Genomic DNA, 22,495 nt, shown 5'->3' on the forward strand with positions numbered 1-22,495 from the left:
AACCTAGATAGCCCGATCACAATGCCCGATCGCTCACTTCTTATCCTAATCGTTCCATTCCCCTCGGGGAGGCAAAGGTGGATTTCTTGGCAGCGTCCGCGCATTATCTTCGTCCCGGTACATTTCGCTTCTCAACCACTGCCGCAACGCCACTTCCACCACTTTGCTTGGATCGTTCGTCAAATGACGGACTTGATCCAACAGATCAGAATCAATCTGAATGGCTAATTCGGTTTTGTGTCGATCGGGAATTTGAACTTTATCATTCATAAGGCAATCACCTTCTCTGAGAAGGTTGGTTGAAGAGTCGGGGCAATTCAGTAAAAATCACCCAGTTGCGATCTTTCCCCATAAAATGGATGTACCGTTTTTTACCTAGATTCATCAAAGTTTTAACATTTTTTCATTGATGGCTTCGAGGCAAATTTGACACCAGGAGAAATTATCGTAACTGATGTTTCTTTATTAATAGCCTCTCAAATTCTCGAACTCAGTGAAGAAAGCATTAAAATATCTTAAGCATCTCTTTTGTCTGAGAGTGCCTGTCCTTTGCTCCTGCACCTTCTGAAGTTTATGACTGACGTACCCGTCAACCGCATTCGCAATTTTTCGATCATTGCTCATATCGACCACGGCAAGTCTACGCTGGCTGACCGTTTGCTCCAAGAAACGGGAACCGTGACCGCACGGGAAATGAAAGAACAGTTCCTCGATAGTATGGATCTGGAGCGGGAGCGCGGGATCACGATCAAACTGCAAGCTGCCCGAATGAATTACACCGCAAAAGATGGACAGCAGTATGTGTTGAACTTGATCGACACGCCTGGACACGTCGATTTCTCTTACGAAGTTTCGCGATCGCTCGCAGCGTGCGAAGGTGCGCTCCTCGTCGTCGATGCCTCTCAAGGTGTGGAAGCTCAAACGCTGGCAAACGTCTATCTGGCACTGGAACACGATTTGGAAATCATTCCGGTTCTGAACAAGATTGATTTGCCCGGCGCAGAACCCGATCGCGTGCGCCAAGAAATCGAAGATGTCGTCGGGTTAGATTGCTCGGAAGCGATCATGGCATCGGCAAAAGAAGGCATTGGTGTGCCTGATATTTTAGAAGCGATCGTGCAAAAAGTTCCGCCCCCTGCAGACACAACCAACGATCCCTTCCGCGCTCTGATTTTCGATAGTTATTACGATGCTTATCGCGGTGTCATTGTCTATTTCCGGGTCGTCGATGGCCAGGTGAAAAAAGGCGATAAAGTCTACCTGATGGCATCGGGTAAGGAATATCAGATCGATGAACTGGGCGTTCTCTCTCCCACTCAAGTCCAGGTTGATTCACTTCATGCAGGTGAAGTGGGCTATTTTGCGGCTTCGATTAAAGCAGTAGAAGATGCACGAGTCGGCGACACAATTACCCTCTCGGCGAAGAAAGCTTCTGAACCTCTACCTGGGTACATCGAAGCAAAACCGATGGTGTTTTGCGGCATGTTCCCGACCGATGCCGACCAGTTCCCAGAATTGCGAGAAGCACTCGACAAATTAAAGCTCAACGATGCTGCATTGAATTTTGAGCCAGAAACTTCCAGTGCGATGGGCTTTGGCTTCCGGTGTGGCTTCCTCGGCTTGCTGCACATGGAAATTGTCCAAGAACGGCTAGAACGCGAATATAACCTGGATCTAATTATCACTGCGCCTTCGGTGGTTTATCGAGTCACTACGATCAAAGGCGAAGTTGTCTTGATCGATAATCCAGGTAAACTTCCCTCACCTACCGAGCGCGAAAAGATCGAAGAACCTTATGTTCAAGTCGATATCATCACGCCTGAAACGTATGTGGGGACGTTGATGGAACTCTGCCAAAATCGGCGTGGGGTCTTCAAAGATATGAAGTATCTCACCCCCGGACGCACCACGCTGATTTATGAATTGCCGCTCGCAGAAGTCGTCACAGACTTCTTTGATCAGATGAAGTCACGATCGCGCGGGTACGCCAGCATGGAATATCAACTGATCGGCTACCGAGAAAACGCGTTGGTGAAGTTGGATATCATGATCAACGGTGATCCGGTCGATTCGCTGGCAACGATTGTTCACCGCGACAAAGCCTATGGAGTCGGTCGTGCGCTTACAGAGAAACTTCGCGAACTGATCCCACGCCATCAATTTAAAATCCCGATTCAAGCCGCCATCGGCAGCAAAGTTATCGCCAGTGAACATATCCCGGCGCTGCGTAAAGATGTCCTAGCCAAATGCTACGGCGGTGACATCTCACGGAAGAAGAAATTGCTGCAAAAACAAGCGAAAGGCAAGAAGCGCATGAAAGCGATCGGGACGGTCGATGTGCCCCAAGAAGCTTTTATGGCAGTGCTTCGACTCTCAAACGAACAAAGTTAACACGCTCGAATCGCTCCTACCCAAAAAGTTGGAGCGATTTTCATTTGGGGATTGAAGATTCGGTGAACTCGATCGACACGAACCCCCCATTTCAAAGGCTTCTGCTATGGTGCTAACTGCAAAAGCTCGTTTCACATCAGCTCTTTCCGCTTGCTCCATCCGGATGCACTCCGCGATGCTCGTTAATTTAATGGGTACAATCTTGGCAAGCAAGAGTTGACTCAATCGTAAGATTGAGCACCTTGCAACTCCGACCCTCGTTCGTTTGCAACTTCAACAGATTCTGGACTTATGCGAATTCTTGTCACTGGTGGTGCGGGTTTTATTGGCTCTCACTTAATCGATCGCCTCATGAACACAGGTCATGAAGTGCTTTGCTTGGATAACTTTTATACCGGACATAAACGCAATATTCAACATTGGCTAGGAAATCCCAATTTTGAATTGATCCGTCACGATATTACAGAACCGATTCGGCTCGAAGTTGATCAGATCTATCACTTGGCATGTCCTGCCTCACCCGTTCATTACCAGTACAATCCAGTCAAAACTGTCAAAATCAACGTGATGGGCACGCTCAACATGCTGGGATTGGCGAAGCGTGTCAAGGCAAGATTTCTGCTGGCATCCACTTCAGAAGTCTACGGCGACCCAGAAGTGCATCCTCAAACGGAAGAATATCGGGGTAACGTCAACCCGATCGGGATTCGCAGCTGCTACGACGAAGGGAAACGAGTCGCGGAAACCCTTGCCTTTGATTATCATCGCCAAAACGATGTTGATATCCGTGTTGCCAGAATTTTCAATACCTATGGGCCTCGAATGCTCGAAAACGACGGTCGCGTTGTCAGCAATCTGGTCGTTCAAGCACTGCGTGGGATTCCCTTAACAGTTTACGGAGATGGATCTCAGACTCGCAGCTTCTGCTATGTCTCCGACCTCGTAGACGGACTGTACCGCTTGATGAATGGTGACTTTATTGGGCCTGTGAACCTGGGTAACCCAGGCGAGTATACAATTTTACAGCTCGCGCAAACGGTTCAGGATATGGTCAATCCTGAAGCTGCGTTGAAATTTGAGCCACTGCCGCAAGATGATCCGCGTCGTCGCAAGCCGGACATCACTCGTGCTCAAACGCACCTAGGTTGGCAACCGACAATCTCGCTGAGAGACGGATTAGAGCGCACGATCGCAGATTTTCGCAGCCGTATTGAAGCTTCCGAAGCACAATCTCAATTGGATGCGGCTAGCATCACCACGCATTAATCAAACATTCCCGAATTTCTGAAATTCGGGAATGCTAGCGAGAAATAAACTGACCTTTGTTTTGAGGAGTCTAGAGTTATGCGCGTTTGCGTTATTGGAACAGGCTACGTAGGTTTGGTAACAGGTGCTTGCCTTTCGCATATTGGTCATCATGTCATTTGCGTAGACAACAACGAAGCAAAAGTCAAGTTGATGCAGGCGGGACAGTCCCCAATTTTTGAACCCGGATTGTCTGAAATCATGCAGTCGTCCATTCAGTCTGGACGCTTGGAATTTACCACTGATATCGCAGCGGGTGTTGAACATGGCGAAATTTTATTTATTGCGGTTGGCACGCCTGCATTACCAAACGGGGAAAGTGATACCCGCTATGTTGAAGCAGTAGCCCGGGGCATCGGCTCAAACCTCAAAGGCGGCTATAAGGTGATTGTGAATAAGTCTACGGTTCCGATTGGATCGGGTGACTGGGTGAGAATGATCGTGCTTGATGGCATCGCGGAGCGTCAAAAGGCTGAAGCACAGCCTGTCCTCGCGACAGCGGGCGGCGGAGTGGATGAAGTCATGCCCAGTGCAGTAACAGGCGACTATGATTTCGATGTCGTCAGTAATCCTGAATTCTTACGCGAAGGTTCGGCTGTATTTGACACGTTCAATCCCGATCGTATTGTCTTAGGCAGCAATAACAACGATCGTCCAATCAAATTGATGAAAGAACTCTATGCTCCGATCGTAGAGCGTCAATTTGCAGAAGTTAAATCTGCGCCTCCAGTTCCCGTGGTTGTGACGGATCTCAGTTCAGCTGAAATGATCAAATATGCAGCGAATGCATTTTTGGCAACCAAAATCAGCTTTATCAACGAAGTGGCGAATATCTGCGATCGCGTTGGGGCAGATGTGAGCCAGGTTGCGAAAGGCATCGGTTTAGATTCTCGGATCGGCAGCAAATTCCTTCAAGCAGGTCTCGGTTGGGGTGGATCTTGCTTCCCGAAAGATGTCTCGGCATTGATTCACACCGCTGATGATTATGGTTACGAAACTCAACTGCTCAAGGCTGCAGTGAGTGTCAACGAGCGTCAACGGTTGATCGTGGTTGAGAAGCTGCAGCAAGCGTTGAAAATCTTGAAAGGAAAAACGATCGGCTTACTGGGCTTGACCTTCAAACCGGACACCGATGATTTGCGTGATGCTCCTGCATTGAATGTGATTGAGAACTTGGCTCGGCTCGGTGCAAAAGTGAAGGCATACGATCCGATTATTTCTCAGACCGGAATGCGTCATGGTCTTTCGGATGTGATCGTCGAAACCGATGCAGAGCGCTTAGCCGATGGCTGTGATGCACTCGCTCTGATTACCGAGTGGGAACAGTTCCTCAGTCTCGACTACATCAAGATGGCAAAACTGATGAACACCCCAATTTTGATCGATGGTCGGAACTTCCTCAACCAACCTGTGATGGAGGAAGCAGGCTTCCGTTATATCGGTATCGGTCGCTAAGTTTCATCTTCTCAACTCGAAAGAGGCGCAGCGATGCGTCTCTTTTTTTATGGGCAGTTCGAGAGCGATCGCAAAATGATTTCTAAATCTTCAGTTAATCGTTTTGCACCTTGTTTGGGATGGTCAGAGGCATAGACGATCGCACTCAAGGGCTTTTCGACATGAATTTTGACGGCGGTGCGCCAGGGGACAAGCGGCTTGCTGTATTGGATCGAGATCGGCACGATCCGAACATCTAGTTCTGGCTGGCTCGCTTCCGCTTGAAGTGCAAGTCGAGCAAGTCCCGGTTTAAGCGGTGCGGGCTGACGATAGATATTGCCTTCCGGAAAGATGACTAAGACTTCGCCGTGCTGAAGGAGACAAACGCTGTGACGCAAAGCGGAGATTCCAGGGTGACGTGTGTTGATGGGGAAGCCACCCAAACGTCGGATAAACCAACCTTGCAGCCCTTTAATCTCATCGGCAGTCACCATAAATCGCAACACGCGTCCAGTGACATCTTGCCCAACCGCATAAGGAACCATGAATGCATCCCAGCGCGATCGATGCGTTGAGGCAATGATCACTGGACCTGTCGTTGGAAAATGCTCTCGACCCGTGACTTCAATCCGACGAAAGTAGAACGGAAGCACAAGATATCGCGCCAGCGGGTAAGCAATAGAAGCCAGCCACGGAAGACAGCGCGAGCGGGTAGATTGAACAATAGAATTTGGGATTTCCACGGGCGGACGAGCGGTTGACTCGGATTCGGCAGAACAAAGTCGCTCCTTTGCAGTAGCGGAAGATTGAGACAGAGGCATGGAAAGACCGGGGCGAGTCAATACGCCATGAGATTTGGGGGATTTTGGCGAGCGCATGAAGTCAATCAGAAGCATAGCAGAATAAAACTCGTACCTTCTAGGGTCGGTAGATGATCCTTATATTCCATTTACGGTAGTGGGTTTTCTCGATCGTGCGGCTCTATCAGAGGACAGTTCTAGGGGTGGCTGATTGACGAATTTAGAACGAATCACTGACTCTTTTTGCAAGGCTCCCTTCCTCGCAGCTTCAAACCCTAAGTTCTAAAATCGAATAACTTAGGTGTTGACAGTTACAGTTTTGTCGCTTATATTAGTAAATGTCAAACGCGCTGAACAACGCGCTGCGAGGTGTGCCCCCATCGTCTAGAGGCCTAGGACACCTCCCTTTCACGGAGGCGACAGGGATTCGAATTCCCTTGGGGGTATTAGAAAAGCGAGGTAAGAGTAGCACTCTTACCTCGCTTTTTAGTTTTCTGCAGTCGGCAGCAGATGGGAGTTTTGCAGACTGCGATCGTAAACAATTCACACTTTCCGATCTTCGGGTTCAAATAACGATCCGATCGCAGGAAAGAGAAATCCTTTACCGACGAATAAACGCGATCGGATCTTCTGCGACCCAGCCTAATTTGGAATTCGTTCGCACTTCAAAATGCAAATGTGGTTGTACTGTACTCGGTGATCCGGTTTGTCCAACCTTTCCAACGACTGTCCCTCGTTTGATTACTTGTCCGACTTTGACATTGATGGTTGCCAACTGAGCGTACCGGGTTTGATAGCCCTGTTGATGATTAATCACAACGAGATTTCCATAGTTTCCCTGATTGCTTGCAAATGCGACGGTTCCATCCCCGATCGCTTTCACAGGTGTGCCCACATTTGCCAGCAGATCCGTTCCACTATGAAAGACTGGCTTTTCACGTCCTGCTGGCAAGTACCATCCAAAACCTAGCGCAATTGAAGCGGTTTCTCCCGTTAAAGGTGAACCAGATAAAACCGGAGTTTTGCCAACTGCTGCAGGTTGAGTACCGCTATTCGGTGACCAGTTTACACCTGGGACAAAGACAACTTTGGGCGATCGCTGACAGCCATTCACTTCGTATAGGACATCTGCCCGGACTCGATAACGTGCTGCTAAATCCTTAAAACTCGTTCCCGCCGGAACTTCCACCCGAATGCCGTTAAAGGGCGGAATTAGGAGCGTTTGTCCAGGCGAAACTTTTCCCGATCGCGTCTCGGGATTTAAGCCCATGATCGTTGTGGAAATGAGATTGTATTTTGTTGCGATCGAGTCGAGTGTTTCGCCTGCTGCAACTGTGTGACGAGATAACCGAGACAAGGCTGGAGCAGGGCAAGCCGATTCTTGTGCTTGCAGGGGGGGCATGATGCCAAACCCTAAAACTCCAGCTAGGAACAACCCACGATAATACATAGCTTGATTCAATGATGCCGCTATTTGTTCGGACGAGTTTATCATCCCGTTGTTTCAGGATTTCTGTTTCGGGATTTTCTAAACCACTTTCTGTCTTAAAAATGGCACGAGAATTTCATTCACCTTTTCGTGCCAGTCTTCTTGAGGATAATGTCCGACTTCATCGAGTTCAACCAAGGTTGGATACAAGGATTTTGCAGTCTCGATCGCGAGCCAAGGATCACGCGCTCCCCAACCGATTAATAATGGCTTTTTCCAGTCTTTTAATCCGGTTTCGATCTCAGCCGTAACTTGCTTGAGTTGGAGATTTTGCAGAATTGCGAATAATGCCCGCCCCACATCTGAAGTTTTTAACCACGGACGACGATAGACATCAAGGTCAGCATCTTCAATCCGATAACCGCCTCCCCCTTCCAGGGTGCGATCGACGAGCAGCGGGTCTTGCGTCATCATGTCTCCGACGAGAGGAATGCTCATCTGTTTTAGTTTCCAGGGCAATTTCGCGGTTTGGAAAATTGGGCAGTTAAAAATTGCCAGTCGTTCTACTTGGTCGGGATGTCTGAGCGCGTATTGGATTCCCACTGAGCCGAGAAAGCCTTGAGCGACGATCGAGACTTGCTCAAATTCAAATGCTGCAATCAAATCTTCGAGGACAGAGAGATACGTCTCGGGTTGATAAGCGAAATCTCGGCGATCCGGCATACTCGAATATCCACAGCCGATCCAATCTGGCGCGATCGCTCTAAATCCTTCTGCACCCAACGCAGGCAAGACATTGCGCCAACTGTAGCCCTGAGAGACTAAACCGTGGAGCAAAATGACCGGAGTGCGATCAGAAGAACTCGTCGGTTCGGCATCTCGGTAAAACCAATTTAGCGCTCCAACTTCAATTCGCTTCCCCGTTTCAGGCATAATCCCGCTCTCCACAACTTTTTTGTGAGCTTACCGTGTTTCGGGATCAACAATCTATTGTCACAAATCTATGACAAGTTTAAGAAACGGTAGTTGTTGATACAGAAATTATCTGGTATATTAGTCTCATAGACAAGAAATGACCAGGAGAAATGAGTATGTCCATTCAAGATCAAGCTCGCGCATTAATGGTTCGTCACCGCCAAATGATTCGCAACCGTGAGCAATCCATGTTGACTCGTCAAGCAAGCGAAGTTGGAATGCCTTCGGAATCTGCCCAGGTGATGCAAAGCAATCATCATGGAAATATTGAAAACTACGATCGTAGCAATGTTGGTTTGAGCTAGTTGCTAAATGATTGTTTCTCGTTAAGCGCTTTTCAGAAGAAGAGCGCTTTTTAATTGGTTAATTTGAAGCAGTGGGAAGCGCAGCACTCAAAACTTCTGAACCTTCTGTCGTCACTAGGACATCATCTTCGATCCGAATTCCCCGCACATCTGAAAATTCTGCGAGTCGCTGCCAATTCACTACATCGCGATATTTTTCTCTGCGCTCTGGATCATTTAAAATCGCTGGGACTTGGTAAAATCCAGGTTCGATCGTCACGATCATTCCAGCCTTTAACGGTCGATCGAGTCGTAAATATCCCAATCCAAATCGAGCACTGCGCGATCGCCCGGCTGCATATCCTGCTAGATCGCCCAAGTCTTCCATATCATGGACATCTAAACCTAGCAAATGCCCGATCCCATGTGGAAAGAACAACGCATGAGCATCTTGATCCACTAAATCTGCAGGTTGGCCCCGCAAAATTCCTAAATCGACTAAACCTTCTGCGAGCACTTCACAAGCGAGCAAATGAATATCGCGATATTCAATCCCAGGACAAATCTTTGCGATCGCTCGATCATGCGCTTCTAGTACCACATCATAAATCGCTTTTTGAGTCGGCGAAAACGTTCCACTAGCTGACCAGGTTCGCGTAATATCTGAAGCCCAACCGCTTTGAGTTTCTGCGCCTACATCTGCGAGCACTAAATCCCCAGTCTGTACAGGATGATGATACTGTTCATTGTGCAACACCTCACCGTGTACGGTCACAATACTGTTATAAGCACAGGTCATATTGTGCGAAAGAATCACACTTTCCATGGCTGCTCGAATCTGAGCTTCAGTTTTTGCGCTTAAGGTGGCTTGGATTCCGGCTTGATGAGCTTCAACGGTAACTGCGATCGCTTTGCGAATTTCGGCGATCGCACTTTCATCGTGAATGAGCCGCAATTCAATGATGGCTTTCTGCAATTCTAAATTGTCAATCTCAATGCCTGAAGTGATCTCTGAAAGTGGGTAAGCCGCATCCGCTCCGATCGCTTCTGCAATCTGATCGCGCGTCGGCGATTCTCCATGCCAAAGCGCACTGGCGGGTTTCGGATCATCGAGAAACAGTGTTAATCGCTCACCCTCAATTTTCACGATCGCATCTTCTAAAGACAATCCTGCAAAGTAGAGAAAATGACTACTCGCGCGAAATGGATAAGTATTTGCTGGAAAATTCCGAGATTTCCGACTTCCCGATCGTAAAATCACCGGAAAATCCACCAACTTAGAAAGCTTTTGTCGTCGAGCTTTGAGCGTATCAGCCAACTGATTCATGTTGTGCCAGAACTCCATTCAGAAAGATATCTGCAATCCCTTCTGCCATCTCCTTCATTTCATGCGGAGAACTTCCAGGGGACATGATTGTATCTTGACTGAATCCCGCGATCGTAAACATTCCTAAAAATACCCGCGCTACCAATCTTGGACTCATCTGCCGATAAATGCCTTGATCCATCGCGGTTTGAAAGAATGCCTCTGCTACGTCGGTCATTTTTTCGACGACTTCGATTTGAATGCGATCGCGCAAATCGGGGTGAAACTGCGCTTCCATAAAACAGACCTTGAATAAGTCTGCGTTCTGATGCATGTTCAACATCCTTTTTCGCATCACTTGAGCGATCGCTTTATAGCTACCCATTTCGCTTAACTCGGTGAGCAAATCGGTCAAAATCTCGATCCAGCCTTGGGTCGCAACTTCAATTAGGATGGCCTTTTTATTCGTGAAATGGCGAAATAACGTTCCTTCTGCGACTCCAGCTTTTTCTGCCAAATCCCGTGTAGTCGTCCCATCATATCCTTGCTTCGCAAACAGCTTCAGCGCTGCTTTGAGAATACGAGTGCGCGTTTCAGCTTCAGCTTGTTGGGGCAGTCGGTTGGTTATTGCCATCGCTTCAAGGAACAGGGCGGGATCACAAGTGTCGCCTGTTATTTCAATTGTGCAAGCGATCTCAAATCTCTTGCTTAAGTGTTATAGAGTTTACAGATTTCAACGAAATAAATTGCCGTTACTCAACCGATCGTCAATTTTCGCAACGTTTCGCAAATTTACCGAGATCGCACTGAGAACATCAAAATCTGTTTCTCAGGGGGAAATCTATCCTTAGTATGAATATTCGAGGATAGACGATGAAACTTAGTGTTCTGCAAAATACTATTTTTAAGCAATCGACGGCAAGTTCTGGAGAGTTAGCGGATGCGGATAAAGTCTCAGTTGCAGGGGGGCAAACGTTTGAACTGCATTCTTGGAAAGCAGTTGATCCCAAGCATCTCAAAGTTGCGATGTTAGGGCAATCGCTTGGCAATCCTACAAAAACTGAGTGGTATGTGTTTGTAGAACATGTTCAACTGATCGACAATCAAGGTGCGATCGTTCCGATTCAAGTTGAGCGTCCGAAACCTCAGGTAGAGAAAGTAGCGCTACCTGCTCAAAAGAAATTGGGTGTGCTCTACAAGAGCCAGCTTGACAATGAGTTGAACCCGACGGGTGCTTGCAATGTAACTTGCTATGCGATGGCAATGGTGTACTGGCAGCGTAAAGGTCAGAGTGATAGCTTTATCCAGCTTGAAGATGAACTCTACCAATATATGGAAGATCATCAACTCTCACGACATGAGCCATCGGATTTAGTCAAACTCGGAGAGGCTTACGGCTTAAAGGTTGACTACACCAATCGTGGAAGTTTATATGATATTCGTAAAGCGATCGCAGAAGGAAAGCCTTGCATTGTTCATGGCTATTTCACAGGATTCGGTCATATTATTCTGATTCGCGGCTATGACGAAACAGGATTTTGGGTGAATGATCCTTACGGAGAATGGACAGAATGGGGGTATCGTACTGATCTGAGTGGGGAAAATCTGCATTACTCGAATGAGCTAATTCAATCGAAGTGTTCTCCAGAAGGCGAGGATTTCATTTGGTTGCATCGGATTGCCAAGGCTTTATAACGATTGAAGTCGTCGTCAACCGCAGCAATGTTGCGGAGTAGGGAGTGGGGAGTGGGGAGAACCTAACTCAGGTTGCTCCCTATTCTTCCATCAAATTTATTGCGGTGAACTAGTAGCGAAGCACAAATTCTCTAGGCTGAAGAACTCTGAGGGTGAACAAACCGAGGATTTCGTTGAAGTGATCCACAGAGAGGGTGGAAGAGGGATAGATGGGTTGGATCGATCCAACTCTCGACAATTTGACGATTTTCAGCACGATCACGCTCATCAGGAGGTAAGCCGAGAAGTTGATTGAGCCGAGTTGCTAAAAGAACCGTCGAGGTTGGAGTATAGCTGCTGCAAAAGTTTTTCAGATTGGGAACGACTGTGACCCATAGATCCTGAGTCAAAATTAGCGATCTACCTTGATTAGGTGCATAGTTGCCCAAGTTCAACTAAGACGCGATCGCGATTATCCCAAATTAACGCTTTGTTGTAGGGAGTAATTGCTGTGAGATTGCGAAACACTTCTTGGGATTCCGGAGTTCGAGCATCTTCAACTGCATCCCAGTATTCTGAAGGCAACGGATTTGACTTGACAGATGTGTTCTGCGTTTGACTTAAAATATCCTACTCTCTGCAATCAAGCTAATACTACTAACCAGAATAGCTACAACTAGCTTCATCTGAAGATTGATAGCTTTGCTCATTAGATCTGCATCCCATATTGTCAATGTGCGATCGCGCCCGTTTCAAAAGCTACCTCACACGTTCAAATTTATTGTCTGTTATCTTGCCAAGAAACTATAACCTTGGCTGCCCGAAGGCATACTTCACTGTGAATCCGACTTGAGTCAGTGCTCTAACATACTGTTTGAGATCATAGTTGCTCTCCAGAACCAACTTGAGATTTGAAAAGCAAGACGGTAAGTATTCTTTGAACGGAATCATCCCTGGATTGTTTTGAAGTTTTGCATAAAGTACTTCATCAGGAGAAGAACTATCAGCTTTCTGATCCTTCTCGATCGTTTGATCATGCTGTCGATAAACAAATCCCCAAGCGATCGGATCGTCTTCCTTATTTTGCTGAAAAAAGTAATACTTGCCTGACTTCGGTGATTTAATCACCGAGACTCCTGAGTGATATAACCGAACTCCAAAGCTAAAATCAGAATTACTTTGAGCTTCAATCTGAAACTCATTCATTTCTACATCTGTAATTCGAGCTTTGGCTAACTCAAAATTTAATGCAGTCGGGAAGTCTTGCACAAGATTCAGCGGTACTCTACCTGTATTCAGTAATTGATCTAATTGCTGGCGAGACAAAGTACAATTTACCTGATTCGTATTGTTACTAGTTGCAAATTGCTGCCTGTCTGTCACAATTTTTGCTGCTGTTGATAGATAATGCTCTTTCAACACAGTATTAGCTGTCTCTTGAAACTGCTGTTCAGTTGGCACTCTTGAGGATGAAGAAAGAGCAGCATCAGTGTCGAGGTTGTCTAGTTTGCATAGTTCTCCAACATATGCCCCGAAAAAGTTGTAAAAATCATCTCCAACATCTTCCAAGTACTCATACTGATAGGCTTTGACAAAATCGTATAGAGCGGACTGCAAACGTTCACGAATCTGTTGCTGCATCACATTAAGATGACTTTTCGTACCTACAGATAAAGATTGATCGAGAAACTGTCGCTGCTGACTGAGTGCGACTGATGCTATCAGGTTTTTTGAGATTGCTGCGGTGTAGTATGAGATTTGATTTTGAATGCTGATGACATCTCTCATCGCTTCTAGCTTCGTTTGATTACAGTCTTCTACTGACTTTTTGAGTGCATTAAACTTGTTTTTGAGTTCATCAGAAAAGATACTGCTTGCATTGATATCATCCAAGGTACTCATGAGTTTCTGTACCTGTGGATTGTCATCCTCTACAGTGACTTTTGCAAAGACAAGTCCACTAATGCCTTGAACAATGTTAGAAACACCACTTCCAATGCCTTGAAGTTTACCTAAAGTCTCTTTCGTCTTCTCTTCTAGCGTTTGTTTATTCGTTTCGAGCTTCTCTAACTGATCGACTAATATCTGCTTGCGGGTTTTCTCGTGAGTTTCAAGTTCTGATGTTGCGGTGTCAAGTTGAGTCTGTAAGCGTTTTTTGGCTGTCTCGAATCGGTCTTGAGCAACCAATCTTAATTCATCTTGCAGACTTGCAAATTTTTTCTGCCGCTTTTCTTTCTCTGCCTCATTAGATGGACTTATTTTCTCTAAGTCTTGGATCTGCTTCTTCAGAGCCTCGATCTCATTTTGACGTAATTGATGCCAAGGCGATTGGGTATTGGTGCTTTCAATCGACTTCTGGAGTTCCTCAATTGAGTGGGTTAGTCCACTGGTTGTATCTTTAACGAGTGTATCTGTATGTGCGCCAAGAAATGCATCAATGTTACTTTCGAGCGTGCTTCCGAATCCTGAGAAGCTTTCACTTACTTTGTCATAGCTAAAATTCCCTTGGTCATCTTGCCATTCAAAATCAGAGATCGAGACGACTGTATCACCTGCCAAACTTAAGTAGGGCTGTCCGACCGGAACAATTTTTGCAAGACCCCCAATGAGTTTGCAAAATCCCTTGAGTAGATTTTGGGCTTCTTGTTCTGCTTCTACTTGTGCCCTTGCTTCGCGTAAGGCTTGATCTTTAACGTCATTAAATGTTGCTTGCTCTTGTGCTAATTGATCCGCTGCCTGCCGCAATTTGTCTTTTGCATCTGCAAGCTGTGTGATTAGCCCGACTCGATTGCCCTCGTCTCGGAACATTTTTCGAGCAGACTCTAGTTCATCTCGTAGTGATCTTGCAGTAGCATTCTGAAAGTCTTGTTGGTCTTTTAATTGCTCCCATTTGTCCAACAGGCGTTGGGTAAAGTAAAGGAGTGGTGCTGAGTTTTGATACTCTTTGTCAAAAATATCAAAATTAGTCGTTACATTCAGCCTGGGAACCCAACCAATCGGATTCCCAAAATAATCTACTAATCTTTTTTGCTCAAGATGCGATCGCATTGTCCCGATCGCAATTTGTAATGCAGTCAATTCTGAGTCAGTCGTTGCTTGAAGTGCATTGTAATAGGGTGCTAAAATCGCCTTTGCATCATCTAGCCAACCATTTCTAAAGGCATCGGATGCATACGTGATCACTGCATTGAGTGCAGCAGGATGAATCCACATTGCAGTGCTAGTCGGTGCTATCGGGATCGGTTGAATTGAGCCATTCTCACCTGGCTTACACTGGCTATAATCAAACGGAGCATCCGTTCCTTTTTTTGCACTGACATCTTGAAGTACGATCGAAGGACTTCGCGAGGACTCAATGACATCCGTTTTGACAATCTCAATTGTTGCCCAGTATGCCGGATAAGGTTTTCCAGGTTCACCCCCCGGTTGTACACCATTTTTCACCCCTTGAGGATCGGCTCCCCTTTGTCCAGGATTGAGAGAACTGCACTGCGTCAGACCCTCTAGATTCGCTAAAGCATAGACACTACCAGCGTTTCCTCCATTGCCAGGTATGCCTGGTGCATAGGCATCTTCACCATTGCCGGGTCTCTTTCGATTTGGATCATCATCAAAAAAATCGGGATGGAGAATCCACGCCAAATCAGAATCTGAAACCCAATCTATACTGTGATAAGAGAGACAGGCTTCACCAGGAAAGTAAAATCGGTATATGTTCTTTCTAACAACATTGTCATCATAGGCAAAGAGCGTAGCGTAAACGATATGCCCATTTTTTAATGCATAATTAGCATGAACAATATCGCTTGGGTTGCTCACTTCACCCGCACTATCACTCTTCTGCGTCAAGGCTGACTCTGATAAACTTTCTATACCTTTGGGCCAACGCCAACTTCCGACATGCGGAAAGCCAGAGTTCGCAATATGTCCCTCAAAGCCCTCGGGCTTCACTGCATCTAAATTTTTAGAAGGTGAATCTGCTCCTGCTACAAACGGTTTTAGCCCGCCTGCTTCTGGTTGCTGTCCAGGTGCTCCATTCCCTTGAAAGCGAATCTTATTGTCATTGGGAAAATTTATACTGTTAACATAAAGCCAGATGTCGCCTGCATGTTCACCATTTTGCCCATTTGCGCACTGATAATCTTTTGGATAAATGCCGTTTCGTTCCGCTTCGTAGGCAGGAGTTGACCATTCACAGGGACTAGTATCGATGCAGCCCTCCTGCTCAAACTTGAGTTCTCGTGAATAAATTGTCACTTTAGTTCCAGGAAATCTTAGAGGGGAAGCGATCGTGACTGTGTCCGCATACATTGTCAACTCTTTGATATCCAGCACCGATGCTCCCTGATAGGTCATGAGTCCATAATCGTTCTCCGTTTCGCTCCAGATCAGATGAACCCCAACAATCTCAACTCGGCGCGTTTCCTGCTCGATCGTATTAAATTGCTCTTTGACCGAACTAGGATGTTCTGAGATGTGAATATAATCTCGCGAACTGGGATCAGGCTTTTGTCTCAGAGAATTGAGAGCTTCCGATTGCTTGACAACCTCAAGAAGTGTCTTTGGTGGAACAGATGCAAATACTCGACTTTCGTTTGACATAAGCGATCTCTACCTCCTGCTGTCAGGTGTGGAGAATGTTCTATCTGTCTGTATCAGCTATTACTACTTCAAGGGACGATCGCGAGAACTAAATCGTCCCAGATTTAATTAGGACGCTGATGAGGCTTCGAGTCTCGTATGCAGATCAGCGATGGCGGCTGCTAGCGTTTCACTGTTGTGACGCGGAATCGTAAAGTCTTTGTCTAGCACTTGACAGGATGCGAGAACTACCTTTACGACAGCTTTCACATGACAACTGACTGTACTTTGATCGCAATGCCAATTTGAAACAGTAATATCAACATCAAAGCCAAAGATTTTTTTGTGAATTGTGCCATTTCCGCTGATGTCGATCGGAATTGACCCTGAGCCTAGATTGGTATGAGCAATCAGTAAAACAGGGAAAGTACAACCTGTCTGGGGATCAGAGACAATCACGTCTACTGTGCCGTTAATCATCCCAAAGCAGGAAAACGGCACATCCTCCTTATGAATTACGGGAATCGCATCACTCATAACCATGCTCCTAATAAAAATCTACATCTCTCAAACACAGAATGCTGAAACTGATCAAACTATGAAGATGTCTTGAAATTTATCAATGATGCGATATCTCTGTCTTTACAGGAAAGTATGGAGTTGAGTATGAAAAGTATGATTTAATTCTGATTATTCCTCCAAAGCTGTGAAATCTTATGGAATTCGAGCAGGCATTGGGGATCGTCACGGGTGCATTCAATCGCAAGTTATCCAGATCTTTGACAGAGGTCGAAGTTGCTCTATTGTCTGGAGCGTGGAACAACTGGACTTACGATCGCATCGCTGAACGATCAGGGTATACACTCAACTACTTACAACGCGACGCTGGACCTAAATTCTGGAAACTTTTGAGCAAAGTACTAGACCGTAAGGTCAGTAAAACAACATTACGTGCTCGTTTAATCTATCTGAGTGCTCCAGTTCTGTCTACTCAATCTGCAAAGGCAGACATTTATACCTCCTGGGGTGAAGCAACCGATGTATCGTTCTTTCAGGGTAGAGCCGAAGAAATCGAACAATTGAGCCAATGGATCATTCGCGATCGCTGTCACTTGATCAGCGTAGTCGGCATGGGTGGAATCGGTAAAAGTGCTTTAGCAGCTAAAGTCGCCCAACAAGTTCAAGAAGATTTTGAGTGCGTCATTTGGCGATCGCTGCGCAATGCTCCGTCGCTAGAAACACTTCTATCTGAGCTAGTTCCATTTCTGTCCAAGCAGCAAGATATCGTCGCCAAGCCAGAGCGATTGCTTCACTGGCTACAAACACATCGCTGTCTCTTGATTCTAGACAATCAAGAGACACTTCTCGAAGCTGGCAATCGTGCTGGATACTATCAATCTAATTTCAAAGCTTATAGCGACCTATTTCGCTTACTTGGAGAATCGCATCATCAGAGTTGTGTACTTCTAACGAGTCGAGAGAAATCTGCGGAAATTGCAGTTTTAGAAGACTGGGATGGAGTAGTACGTTCTCTATCTCTGAGAGGCTCTTGGCAAGCATCTCTCGCACTTCTAGAATCGAAGCGCCTAATGGGCACTCCAACCGAAAAACGCCAACTCTGCGAATTGTATCGGTGCAATCCACTGGCGATCAAAATGGTTGCAACTTCGATTCAGAGTTTGTTTGATGGAGAAATTGCTGCTTTTTTACAGTCAGAAACTCCAAAATTTCATGGCATTCGCCGCTTACTCGAACAGCAATTTGAACGATTATCATCCCTAGAGCAAACTGTCATGTACTGGTTAGCAATTAATCGGGAATGGATCGCGATCGCACAATTGCACAATGACATTGTACCTACGGTCATGCGTGCTAGCCTGTTAGAAGCTCTAGAATCGTTGACTTGGCGGAACCTAATTGAAAAGCGCTCTGGTGAATATACTCAGCAACCTGTAGTCATGGAGTACGTCATCAATCGTTTCATTCAGCAGCTAACTTCTGAGTTATTAGCGACTCAAACATCATGTCTGAGCCATTATGCTTTGATTAAAACGACAGTTTTAGACTACATCCAAGAAAGCCAAATTCGATTGATCTTGCAGCCACTGATTGAACAGTTAAATGCTTCATTTCAGGGTAAAGCTGCCATGCTAGAACAGCATTTACAATTAATACTTGCAAAATTGCGAACGGCTCCTGAAACAGGATTTGGGTATGGAGTAGGTAACTTCCTCAATCTTTGCTTGCATCTCAAAATTAATCTAGCAGGGTATGATTTCTCCCATCTACCGATTCGTCATGCAGATCTTCAAGGCGCAACCTTACAAAACATCAATTTTCAATTCGCGCATTTTGATCAATCAACTTTTACTCAGACCTTTGCTGGAGGAGTTTGGGTGCGATTTAGTCCCAATGGACAACACTTTGCGATCGGAGATACCAAAGGCGGACTACACATTTGGCAATTTCAAACCATGCAGCCCTTACTCACGATCCAAGCTCATCAAAGCTGGATTCTAGCAGCTGCTTGGCATCCTGATAGTACAAGACTTGCGAGCGGAGTAGGTCCAATCGTTCGCCTTTGGGACACTCGCACTGGTCGCTGGCTGCGAAACTTTGAAGGCTTTACAGATTGCGTGTTTACGCTAGCTTGGAGTCCCGATGGGCAACGACTCGCTTGTGGTGGGCAAGCAGCAGATATTCTAATTTGGGACGGAACGACTGGAACTTGTCTGACCCGGTTAGCAACAAGCAAGCAGCAGCAGCGCGCGCGCTGTTGGATTTGGTCGGTGATCTGGCTGAACCATGGGACAATGCTAGCAGCAGCTTACACAGATTGCACGATTAAAGTCTGGGATATCGCTTCAAGCAAATGTATCCGCGTTATTCAAGCGCATGAGCACTGGGTTTTGTCTCTGGCACTACATCCAAGTGGTAGAATGCTCGCGAGCAGCAGTATGGATCGAACTGTTAAACTTTGGGACTGGCAAACTGGGGAATGTTTACAAGCGATCGCAGTTCGAGATTCGGTCTGGCGGATGGAATGGAGTCCTGATGGGCAAAAGCTAGCTGGGGGCAGCGATGATCATACTGTAACGCTCTGGGATCGTACTCTAAGCTGTCTGCAAGTGTTTCAAGGACACCAAAGCTGGGTTTGGGCAGTCGCTTGGAGCCGCGATAGTAAGACGCTTGCCACGGTCTCTCATGATCATGTGATGAAGCTTTGGGATACTCAAACGAGATGCTGCGTCAAAACATTGCAGGGGCATAGTAACTCATCTTGGTGCGTGCAGTGGAGTAAGGACGGAGTTCATCTGCTCAGCAGTAACACGAATCATACCGTGCAATTATGGAATAGCCAAACGGGTGAATGTGTTCGAGTTTTTCAAGGGCATCGCAAAGAAGTTTTATGTGCAGCATGGAGTCCAAACGAACAATTAATTGCGAGTTGTGGAACAGATAACACAGTTCGCATTTGGGATGTGCAGGCAGGAAAATGTCTTCAGGTATTACTTGGACATCAGCGATGGGTAAAATCGGTTGCTTGGAGTCTAGATGGAAATTGTGTGATTAGTAGTAGCAATGATCAAACGGTGAAGCTCTGGGATATTCATTCTGGACAGTGCTTACTTACGCTTATAGACCATCAGCACCAGGTCAATTCTGTGGTTTGGTTTCCAGTTGGCAATCGTGTTGCGACTGCCAGTTTTGATCAAACGATTCGGTTCTGGAATCTAGATCAAGGTGTCTGTGATCGAATTTTACATGTCGGTCATTCTGTTCATTCTATTGCGTTTAGCCCAGACGGTCGATTGCTTGCGAGTGGAGATTATGAAAGTACCATCAAGCTCTGGGATGTGGAATCTGGAGAGTGTTTAAGAACTTTGCACGGACATGCACCTGGACATCTTTATGCAGTCACTTGGAGTGCGGATGGAACTCAGATTGCGAGTGCTTGTACTGACTCAACGATTAGAATTTGGGACGTGAGCACGGGTGAGTGTGAGCAGGTGATCGAAGGTAACAATTGGGGAACATCGGTCGCTTGGAATCCGATAAAACCGTTTCTGGCGATCGCTTACTTTGAGCAACCGATTCAAATCTGGCATATGCATCGTCGCGAAACCGTTAAGGCGCTAAGCACTGAACGCCCGTATGAAAAAATGAATATTACTGGCATCACCGGAATTTCTGAGGCACAAAAAGAAAATCTAAAAGCGTTAGGCGCGATCGAAGCAGACAGAAGTTCTTACTTGATGCATCGCTCTACTGCGGCGATCGAATAACTCCGCCTTCTACCGGAATGACACCACTGCCTGCGAAAGGCTCTCCACTGCCCTGATTCCAGTTGAAATCACTAATTTCAAAACCTACAGAGCCAATCTGCTGAACCGGATTATAGCGGAGTGTAATGCCATAAGTCCGACGCTTGTACTCTAAAAAGTAATCCGTACTAATCTCTCGACCTGTTTGAATGTTGTAAGCCGTTTGAAACCCGATGCGAATTGGTCCATAAAGCTGCTGCGTGATCCCTGCATAGAGGATTTTATCGTCTGCAATCCGATCGAATAAGAACGGCGACAAACCATTGCGAAAGGCTTGTGAGTAAGTGACGTTAAACGCAGTGTAATCAAAAAACGGGCGCGAGAAGTTCCCAAATTGTCCTTGTAAACTCACAGCACCACTAATGCTGTTTTGACTTTCCCCGTTACTATAAGCAGTCGCAACACCTGTTACTCCTACACCCACACCAATGTAAGGACGAATTGGAATCGGAGAGTACTTCAAGCCTTGATCCGGGGTTGCAGGTAAAGCATTTCCTTGCCATAGTGTAAAGCCTCGACTCAAAGCAGCACTTGCTTGGAATCGTCCCAGACTAATGCGATTGTTCGATCGAATTGGTTCTAGTAAATCAAGGCGATCGGTGTCTGCTGTGACGTATTGATATCCCACTTGATAGCTGAGATTAATCCCAGTTTTACCGATTGGAACAATCGGTGAAAAGAACAATGCCCCAATGCTACTTTGAACGTCTTGGAAGCCGAGGGAATTATTGAATAAGCGATCGCGGTAACTTGCTTCTAAGCTTAAGGTATGTGTACCAATCAATTGTTGTGCTCGCAAGCTGCCTCGTAATGCTTCTTCACTCCGATTGAAGTCTAAGCTAGTTAAGACACCTTCGCCTCGAATCACAGTTCGAGGACTCAAGGGAGCCGCAAGCCGCGCCCGTAGACCAAAGAGATTGGCAATATTACTGCGATCTTGAAACGCTCTTTGCACGAAAAACTGCGGAGTGAGTGTGAATTGAATCGGCGACTGTGGGAAAACATTAATATCGCGTTCGATAAACAGTCCACCTCGATCTTCACCGTCATATCCGAAGTTGAACAAAGCAGGCGATCGCTGATTGCGATCGAGGACTAGCGTTCGACTCGGCAATGGCAGCGTAAACCCTTGATCAAAGACCAATCGGTTACGGCTGACGCGAAGTTCATCTCTGAGCGGTGAAATGCGTCTGAGTTCTGCCCGATCTGAGCGCAGTTCCAGTTCAGGCGGCGAGAATGGATCATTCGTGACTCGGATATTTCGAGCTTGAAAGCCTTCTGGATAAAACTCAATTTGAGCCGCCTCAAATCGTAAGCGTCGAACAGTTCCCCCGGCAGGTCGAACAATCGTTGATCCACTCGAATTTTGCTCAGAGCCAACATTAATCCGCGCACTGCCTGCTAGAGAAATGTTATTCTGCGCCGCAGTCACTCGATCGCCGACTGAACCCACGGGGACAACTCCCGCTGTAATGTTAGTGGGTAAGTTGGGATTGAGATCAGTTCCAGCCGTTGGAATAAAAATTTCTCCACTGGCTTGTTCAACGGTTCCTTCTTCTTGGATCAAGTTATAGCGGAATCGTTGCCCTCGTAGGACTTGATCGCCCCTAGTCAGCGTCACGTTGCCTTCTGCAACTGTGAGGCGATTCACGAGATTTACCTGTAAGCGATCGCCCGTCAGCAATGCGCCTCGAAATCGAAGTGAGACGTTTCCTTCGGCGGTGAAGATCTGGCGATTTGTGTCGTAGTCTTGGCGATCGGCTTTGAGTTCGAGGATTCCTTGGTTGGTGAGGCGTTCGCGCAAACCGCGCCGGGTGCAGCGCCGGTTCCCGTGCAAGAAGGCACGGCTGTCGTGCAGCCGGACGGTTCGGTCGTAAGCGGCGAGAACACCACCGAAGCGCGCCCCGATCCCGACGCCGAAGTGATCTGCCGCGTGATCCAGGAAACCGGCTCGCGTCTGGCGCGCCGCCGTCAGCGCGTCTGCGGCACGC

At 46.6% G+C, this 22,495-nt stretch carries 17 protein-coding genes and 1 tRNA gene; 7 read left to right on the forward strand and 11 right to left on the reverse strand.

The window, feature by feature from the left end; all coding sequences use genetic code 11:
- Positions 1–45: 45 nt before the first annotated feature.
- Entirely contained in the window at positions 46–270 is a 225-nt protein-coding gene (locus J0L70_RS26030; RefSeq protein WP_017288268.1) for a type II toxin-antitoxin system CcdA family antitoxin, read from the reverse strand.
- 303 nt (positions 271–573) lie between these two features.
- Here J0L70_RS26030 and lepA point away from each other — a divergent pair, with 303 nt between their 5' ends.
- The 3 genes from lepA to J0L70_RS26045 all read left to right on the forward strand — a co-directional run bounded on the left by lepA (position 574) and on the right by J0L70_RS26045 (position 5,151).
- Complete coding sequence (lepA, locus tag J0L70_RS26035) at positions 574–2,391, forward strand: translation elongation factor 4 (protein ID WP_017288267.1); 1,818 nt, start codon at positions 574–576, stop codon at positions 2,389–2,391.
- A 291-nt stretch (positions 2,392–2,682) separates the two neighbouring features.
- Complete coding sequence (locus J0L70_RS26040; RefSeq protein WP_017288266.1) at positions 2,683–3,657, forward strand: UDP-glucuronic acid decarboxylase family protein; 975 nt, start codon at positions 2,683–2,685, stop codon at positions 3,655–3,657.
- Positions 3,658–3,735: 78 nt separating this feature from the next.
- Positions 3,736–5,151, forward strand: a complete 1,416-nt coding sequence (locus J0L70_RS26045) for a UDP-glucose dehydrogenase family protein (protein ID WP_190652460.1) — start codon at positions 3,736–3,738, stop codon at positions 5,149–5,151.
- A gap of 47 nt (positions 5,152–5,198) precedes the next feature.
- On the opposite strand, the gene J0L70_RS26050 is transcribed toward J0L70_RS26045, so the two are convergent.
- Entirely contained in the window at positions 5,199–6,026 is an 828-nt protein-coding gene (locus tag J0L70_RS26050) for a lysophospholipid acyltransferase family protein (RefSeq protein ID WP_017288264.1), read from the reverse strand.
- A gap of 277 nt (positions 6,027–6,303) precedes the next feature.
- Between J0L70_RS26050 and J0L70_RS26055 the strand changes: the two genes are divergently transcribed.
- Positions 6,304–6,376, forward strand: a tRNA-Glu gene (locus J0L70_RS26055).
- Positions 6,377–6,531: 155 nt separating this feature from the next.
- Here J0L70_RS26055 and J0L70_RS26060 read toward each other — a convergent pair.
- Positions 6,532–7,380, reverse strand: coding sequence for a LysM peptidoglycan-binding domain-containing M23 family metallopeptidase (locus tag J0L70_RS26060; protein ID WP_190652893.1), 849 nt, complete (start codon positions 7,378–7,380; stop codon positions 6,532–6,534).
- A 78-nt stretch (positions 7,381–7,458) separates the two neighbouring features.
- Entirely contained in the window at positions 7,459–8,292 is an 834-nt protein-coding gene (locus tag J0L70_RS26065) for an alpha/beta fold hydrolase (protein WP_287456427.1), read from the reverse strand.
- 158 nt (positions 8,293–8,450) lie between these two features.
- Between J0L70_RS26065 and gifA the strand changes: the two genes are divergently transcribed.
- Positions 8,451–8,639 (forward strand): glutamine synthetase inactivation factor IF7A, encoded by a 189-nt coding sequence (gene gifA, locus J0L70_RS26070; RefSeq protein ID WP_287456428.1) that lies wholly within the window; start codon positions 8,451–8,453, stop codon positions 8,637–8,639.
- 58 nt (positions 8,640–8,697) lie between these two features.
- On the opposite strand, the gene J0L70_RS26075 is transcribed toward gifA, so the two are convergent.
- Both J0L70_RS26075 and J0L70_RS26080 read right to left on the reverse strand, forming a co-directional pair.
- Complete coding sequence (locus J0L70_RS26075; protein WP_287456429.1) at positions 8,698–9,945, reverse strand: aminopeptidase P family protein; 1,248 nt, start codon at positions 9,943–9,945, stop codon at positions 8,698–8,700.
- The gene (locus J0L70_RS26080; RefSeq protein WP_017288259.1) at positions 9,929–10,558 is read right to left on the reverse strand and encodes a TetR/AcrR family transcriptional regulator; all 630 of its coding nucleotides are present in this window, start codon (positions 10,556–10,558) and stop codon (positions 9,929–9,931) included. Before J0L70_RS26080 ends, J0L70_RS26075 begins: the two co-directional genes overlap by 17 nt.
- 239 nt (positions 10,559–10,797) lie before the next feature.
- Here J0L70_RS26080 and J0L70_RS26085 point away from each other — a divergent pair, with 239 nt between their 5' ends.
- Complete coding sequence (locus tag J0L70_RS26085; protein ID WP_017288257.1) at positions 10,798–11,619, forward strand: C39 family peptidase; 822 nt, start codon at positions 10,798–10,800, stop codon at positions 11,617–11,619.
- Between the two features lie 131 nt (positions 11,620–11,750).
- Here the strand turns inward: J0L70_RS26085 and J0L70_RS26090 are convergent, their stop codons facing one another.
- The 4 genes from J0L70_RS26090 to J0L70_RS26105 all read right to left on the reverse strand — a co-directional run bounded on the left by J0L70_RS26090 (position 11,751) and on the right by J0L70_RS26105 (position 16,716).
- The gene (locus J0L70_RS26090; protein WP_287456430.1) at positions 11,751–12,008 is read right to left on the reverse strand and encodes a hypothetical protein; all 258 of its coding nucleotides are present in this window, start codon (positions 12,006–12,008) and stop codon (positions 11,751–11,753) included.
- A gap of 19 nt (positions 12,009–12,027) precedes the next feature.
- Complete coding sequence (locus tag J0L70_RS26095) at positions 12,028–12,183, reverse strand: hypothetical protein (RefSeq protein WP_287456431.1); 156 nt, start codon at positions 12,181–12,183, stop codon at positions 12,028–12,030.
- Between the two features lie 219 nt (positions 12,184–12,402).
- Positions 12,403–16,200, reverse strand: a complete 3,798-nt coding sequence (locus J0L70_RS26100; protein WP_287456432.1) for a coiled-coil domain-containing protein — start codon at positions 16,198–16,200, stop codon at positions 12,403–12,405.
- A 108-nt stretch (positions 16,201–16,308) separates the two neighbouring features.
- Complete coding sequence (locus tag J0L70_RS26105; RefSeq protein WP_268184675.1) at positions 16,309–16,716, reverse strand: hypothetical protein; 408 nt, start codon at positions 16,714–16,716, stop codon at positions 16,309–16,311.
- Positions 16,717–16,895: 179 nt separating this feature from the next.
- On the opposite strand from J0L70_RS26105, the gene J0L70_RS26110 reads away from it, so the two are divergent.
- Positions 16,896–20,465, forward strand: coding sequence for a WD40 domain-containing protein (locus J0L70_RS26110; protein ID WP_287456433.1), 3,570 nt, complete (start codon positions 16,896–16,898; stop codon positions 20,463–20,465).
- On the opposite strand, the gene J0L70_RS26115 is transcribed toward J0L70_RS26110, so the two are convergent.
- On the reverse strand, positions 20,446–22,495 hold a 2,050-nt coding region (locus J0L70_RS26115; RefSeq protein WP_287456434.1), incomplete at its 5' end, for a DUF3769 domain-containing protein. The genes J0L70_RS26110 and J0L70_RS26115 overlap by 20 nt on opposite strands.

It is taken from the genome of Leptolyngbya sp. UWPOB_LEPTO1 (genome assembly GCF_017302695.1).
Lineage (GTDB): Bacteria > Cyanobacteriota > Cyanobacteriia > Leptolyngbyales > Leptolyngbyaceae > Leptolyngbya > Leptolyngbya boryana.

Excerpts from the sequence above, each read along its gene's own strand:
- J0L70_RS26080 (WP_017288259.1), bottom strand. The coding sequence starts at position 10,558 with ATGGCAATAACCAACCGACTGCCCCAACAAGCTGAAGCTGAAACGCGC.
- J0L70_RS26065 (WP_287456427.1), bottom strand. The coding sequence starts at position 8,292 with ATGCCTGAAACGGGGAAGCGAATTGAAGTTGGAGCGCTAAATTGGTTT.
- J0L70_RS26105 (WP_268184675.1), bottom strand. The coding sequence starts at position 16,716 with ATGAGTGATGCGATTCCCGTAATTCATAAGGAGGATGTGCCGTTTTCC.
- J0L70_RS26075 (WP_287456429.1), bottom strand. The coding sequence starts at position 9,945 with ATGAATCAGTTGGCTGATACGCTCAAAGCTCGACGACAAAAGCTTTCT.
- J0L70_RS26040 (WP_017288266.1), top strand. The coding sequence starts at position 2,683 with ATGCGAATTCTTGTCACTGGTGGTGCGGGTTTTATTGGCTCTCACTTA.
- J0L70_RS26045 (WP_190652460.1), top strand. The coding sequence starts at position 3,736 with ATGCGCGTTTGCGTTATTGGAACAGGCTACGTAGGTTTGGTAACAGGT.
- J0L70_RS26110 (WP_287456433.1), top strand. The coding sequence starts at position 16,896 with ATGGAATTCGAGCAGGCATTGGGGATCGTCACGGGTGCATTCAATCGC.
- J0L70_RS26060 (WP_190652893.1), bottom strand. The coding sequence starts at position 7,380 with ATGTATTATCGTGGGTTGTTCCTAGCTGGAGTTTTAGGGTTTGGCATC.
- J0L70_RS26030 (WP_017288268.1), bottom strand. The coding sequence starts at position 270 with ATGAATGATAAAGTTCAAATTCCCGATCGACACAAAACCGAATTAGCC.
- gifA (WP_287456428.1), top strand. The coding sequence starts at position 8,451 with ATGTCCATTCAAGATCAAGCTCGCGCATTAATGGTTCGTCACCGCCAA.
- lepA (WP_017288267.1), top strand. The coding sequence starts at position 574 with ATGACTGACGTACCCGTCAACCGCATTCGCAATTTTTCGATCATTGCT.
- J0L70_RS26050 (WP_017288264.1), bottom strand. The coding sequence starts at position 6,026 with ATGCTTCTGATTGACTTCATGCGCTCGCCAAAATCCCCCAAATCTCAT.
- J0L70_RS26085 (WP_017288257.1), top strand. The coding sequence starts at position 10,798 with ATGAAACTTAGTGTTCTGCAAAATACTATTTTTAAGCAATCGACGGCA.
- J0L70_RS26100 (WP_287456432.1), bottom strand. The coding sequence starts at position 16,200 with ATGTCAAACGAAAGTCGAGTATTTGCATCTGTTCCACCAAAGACACTT.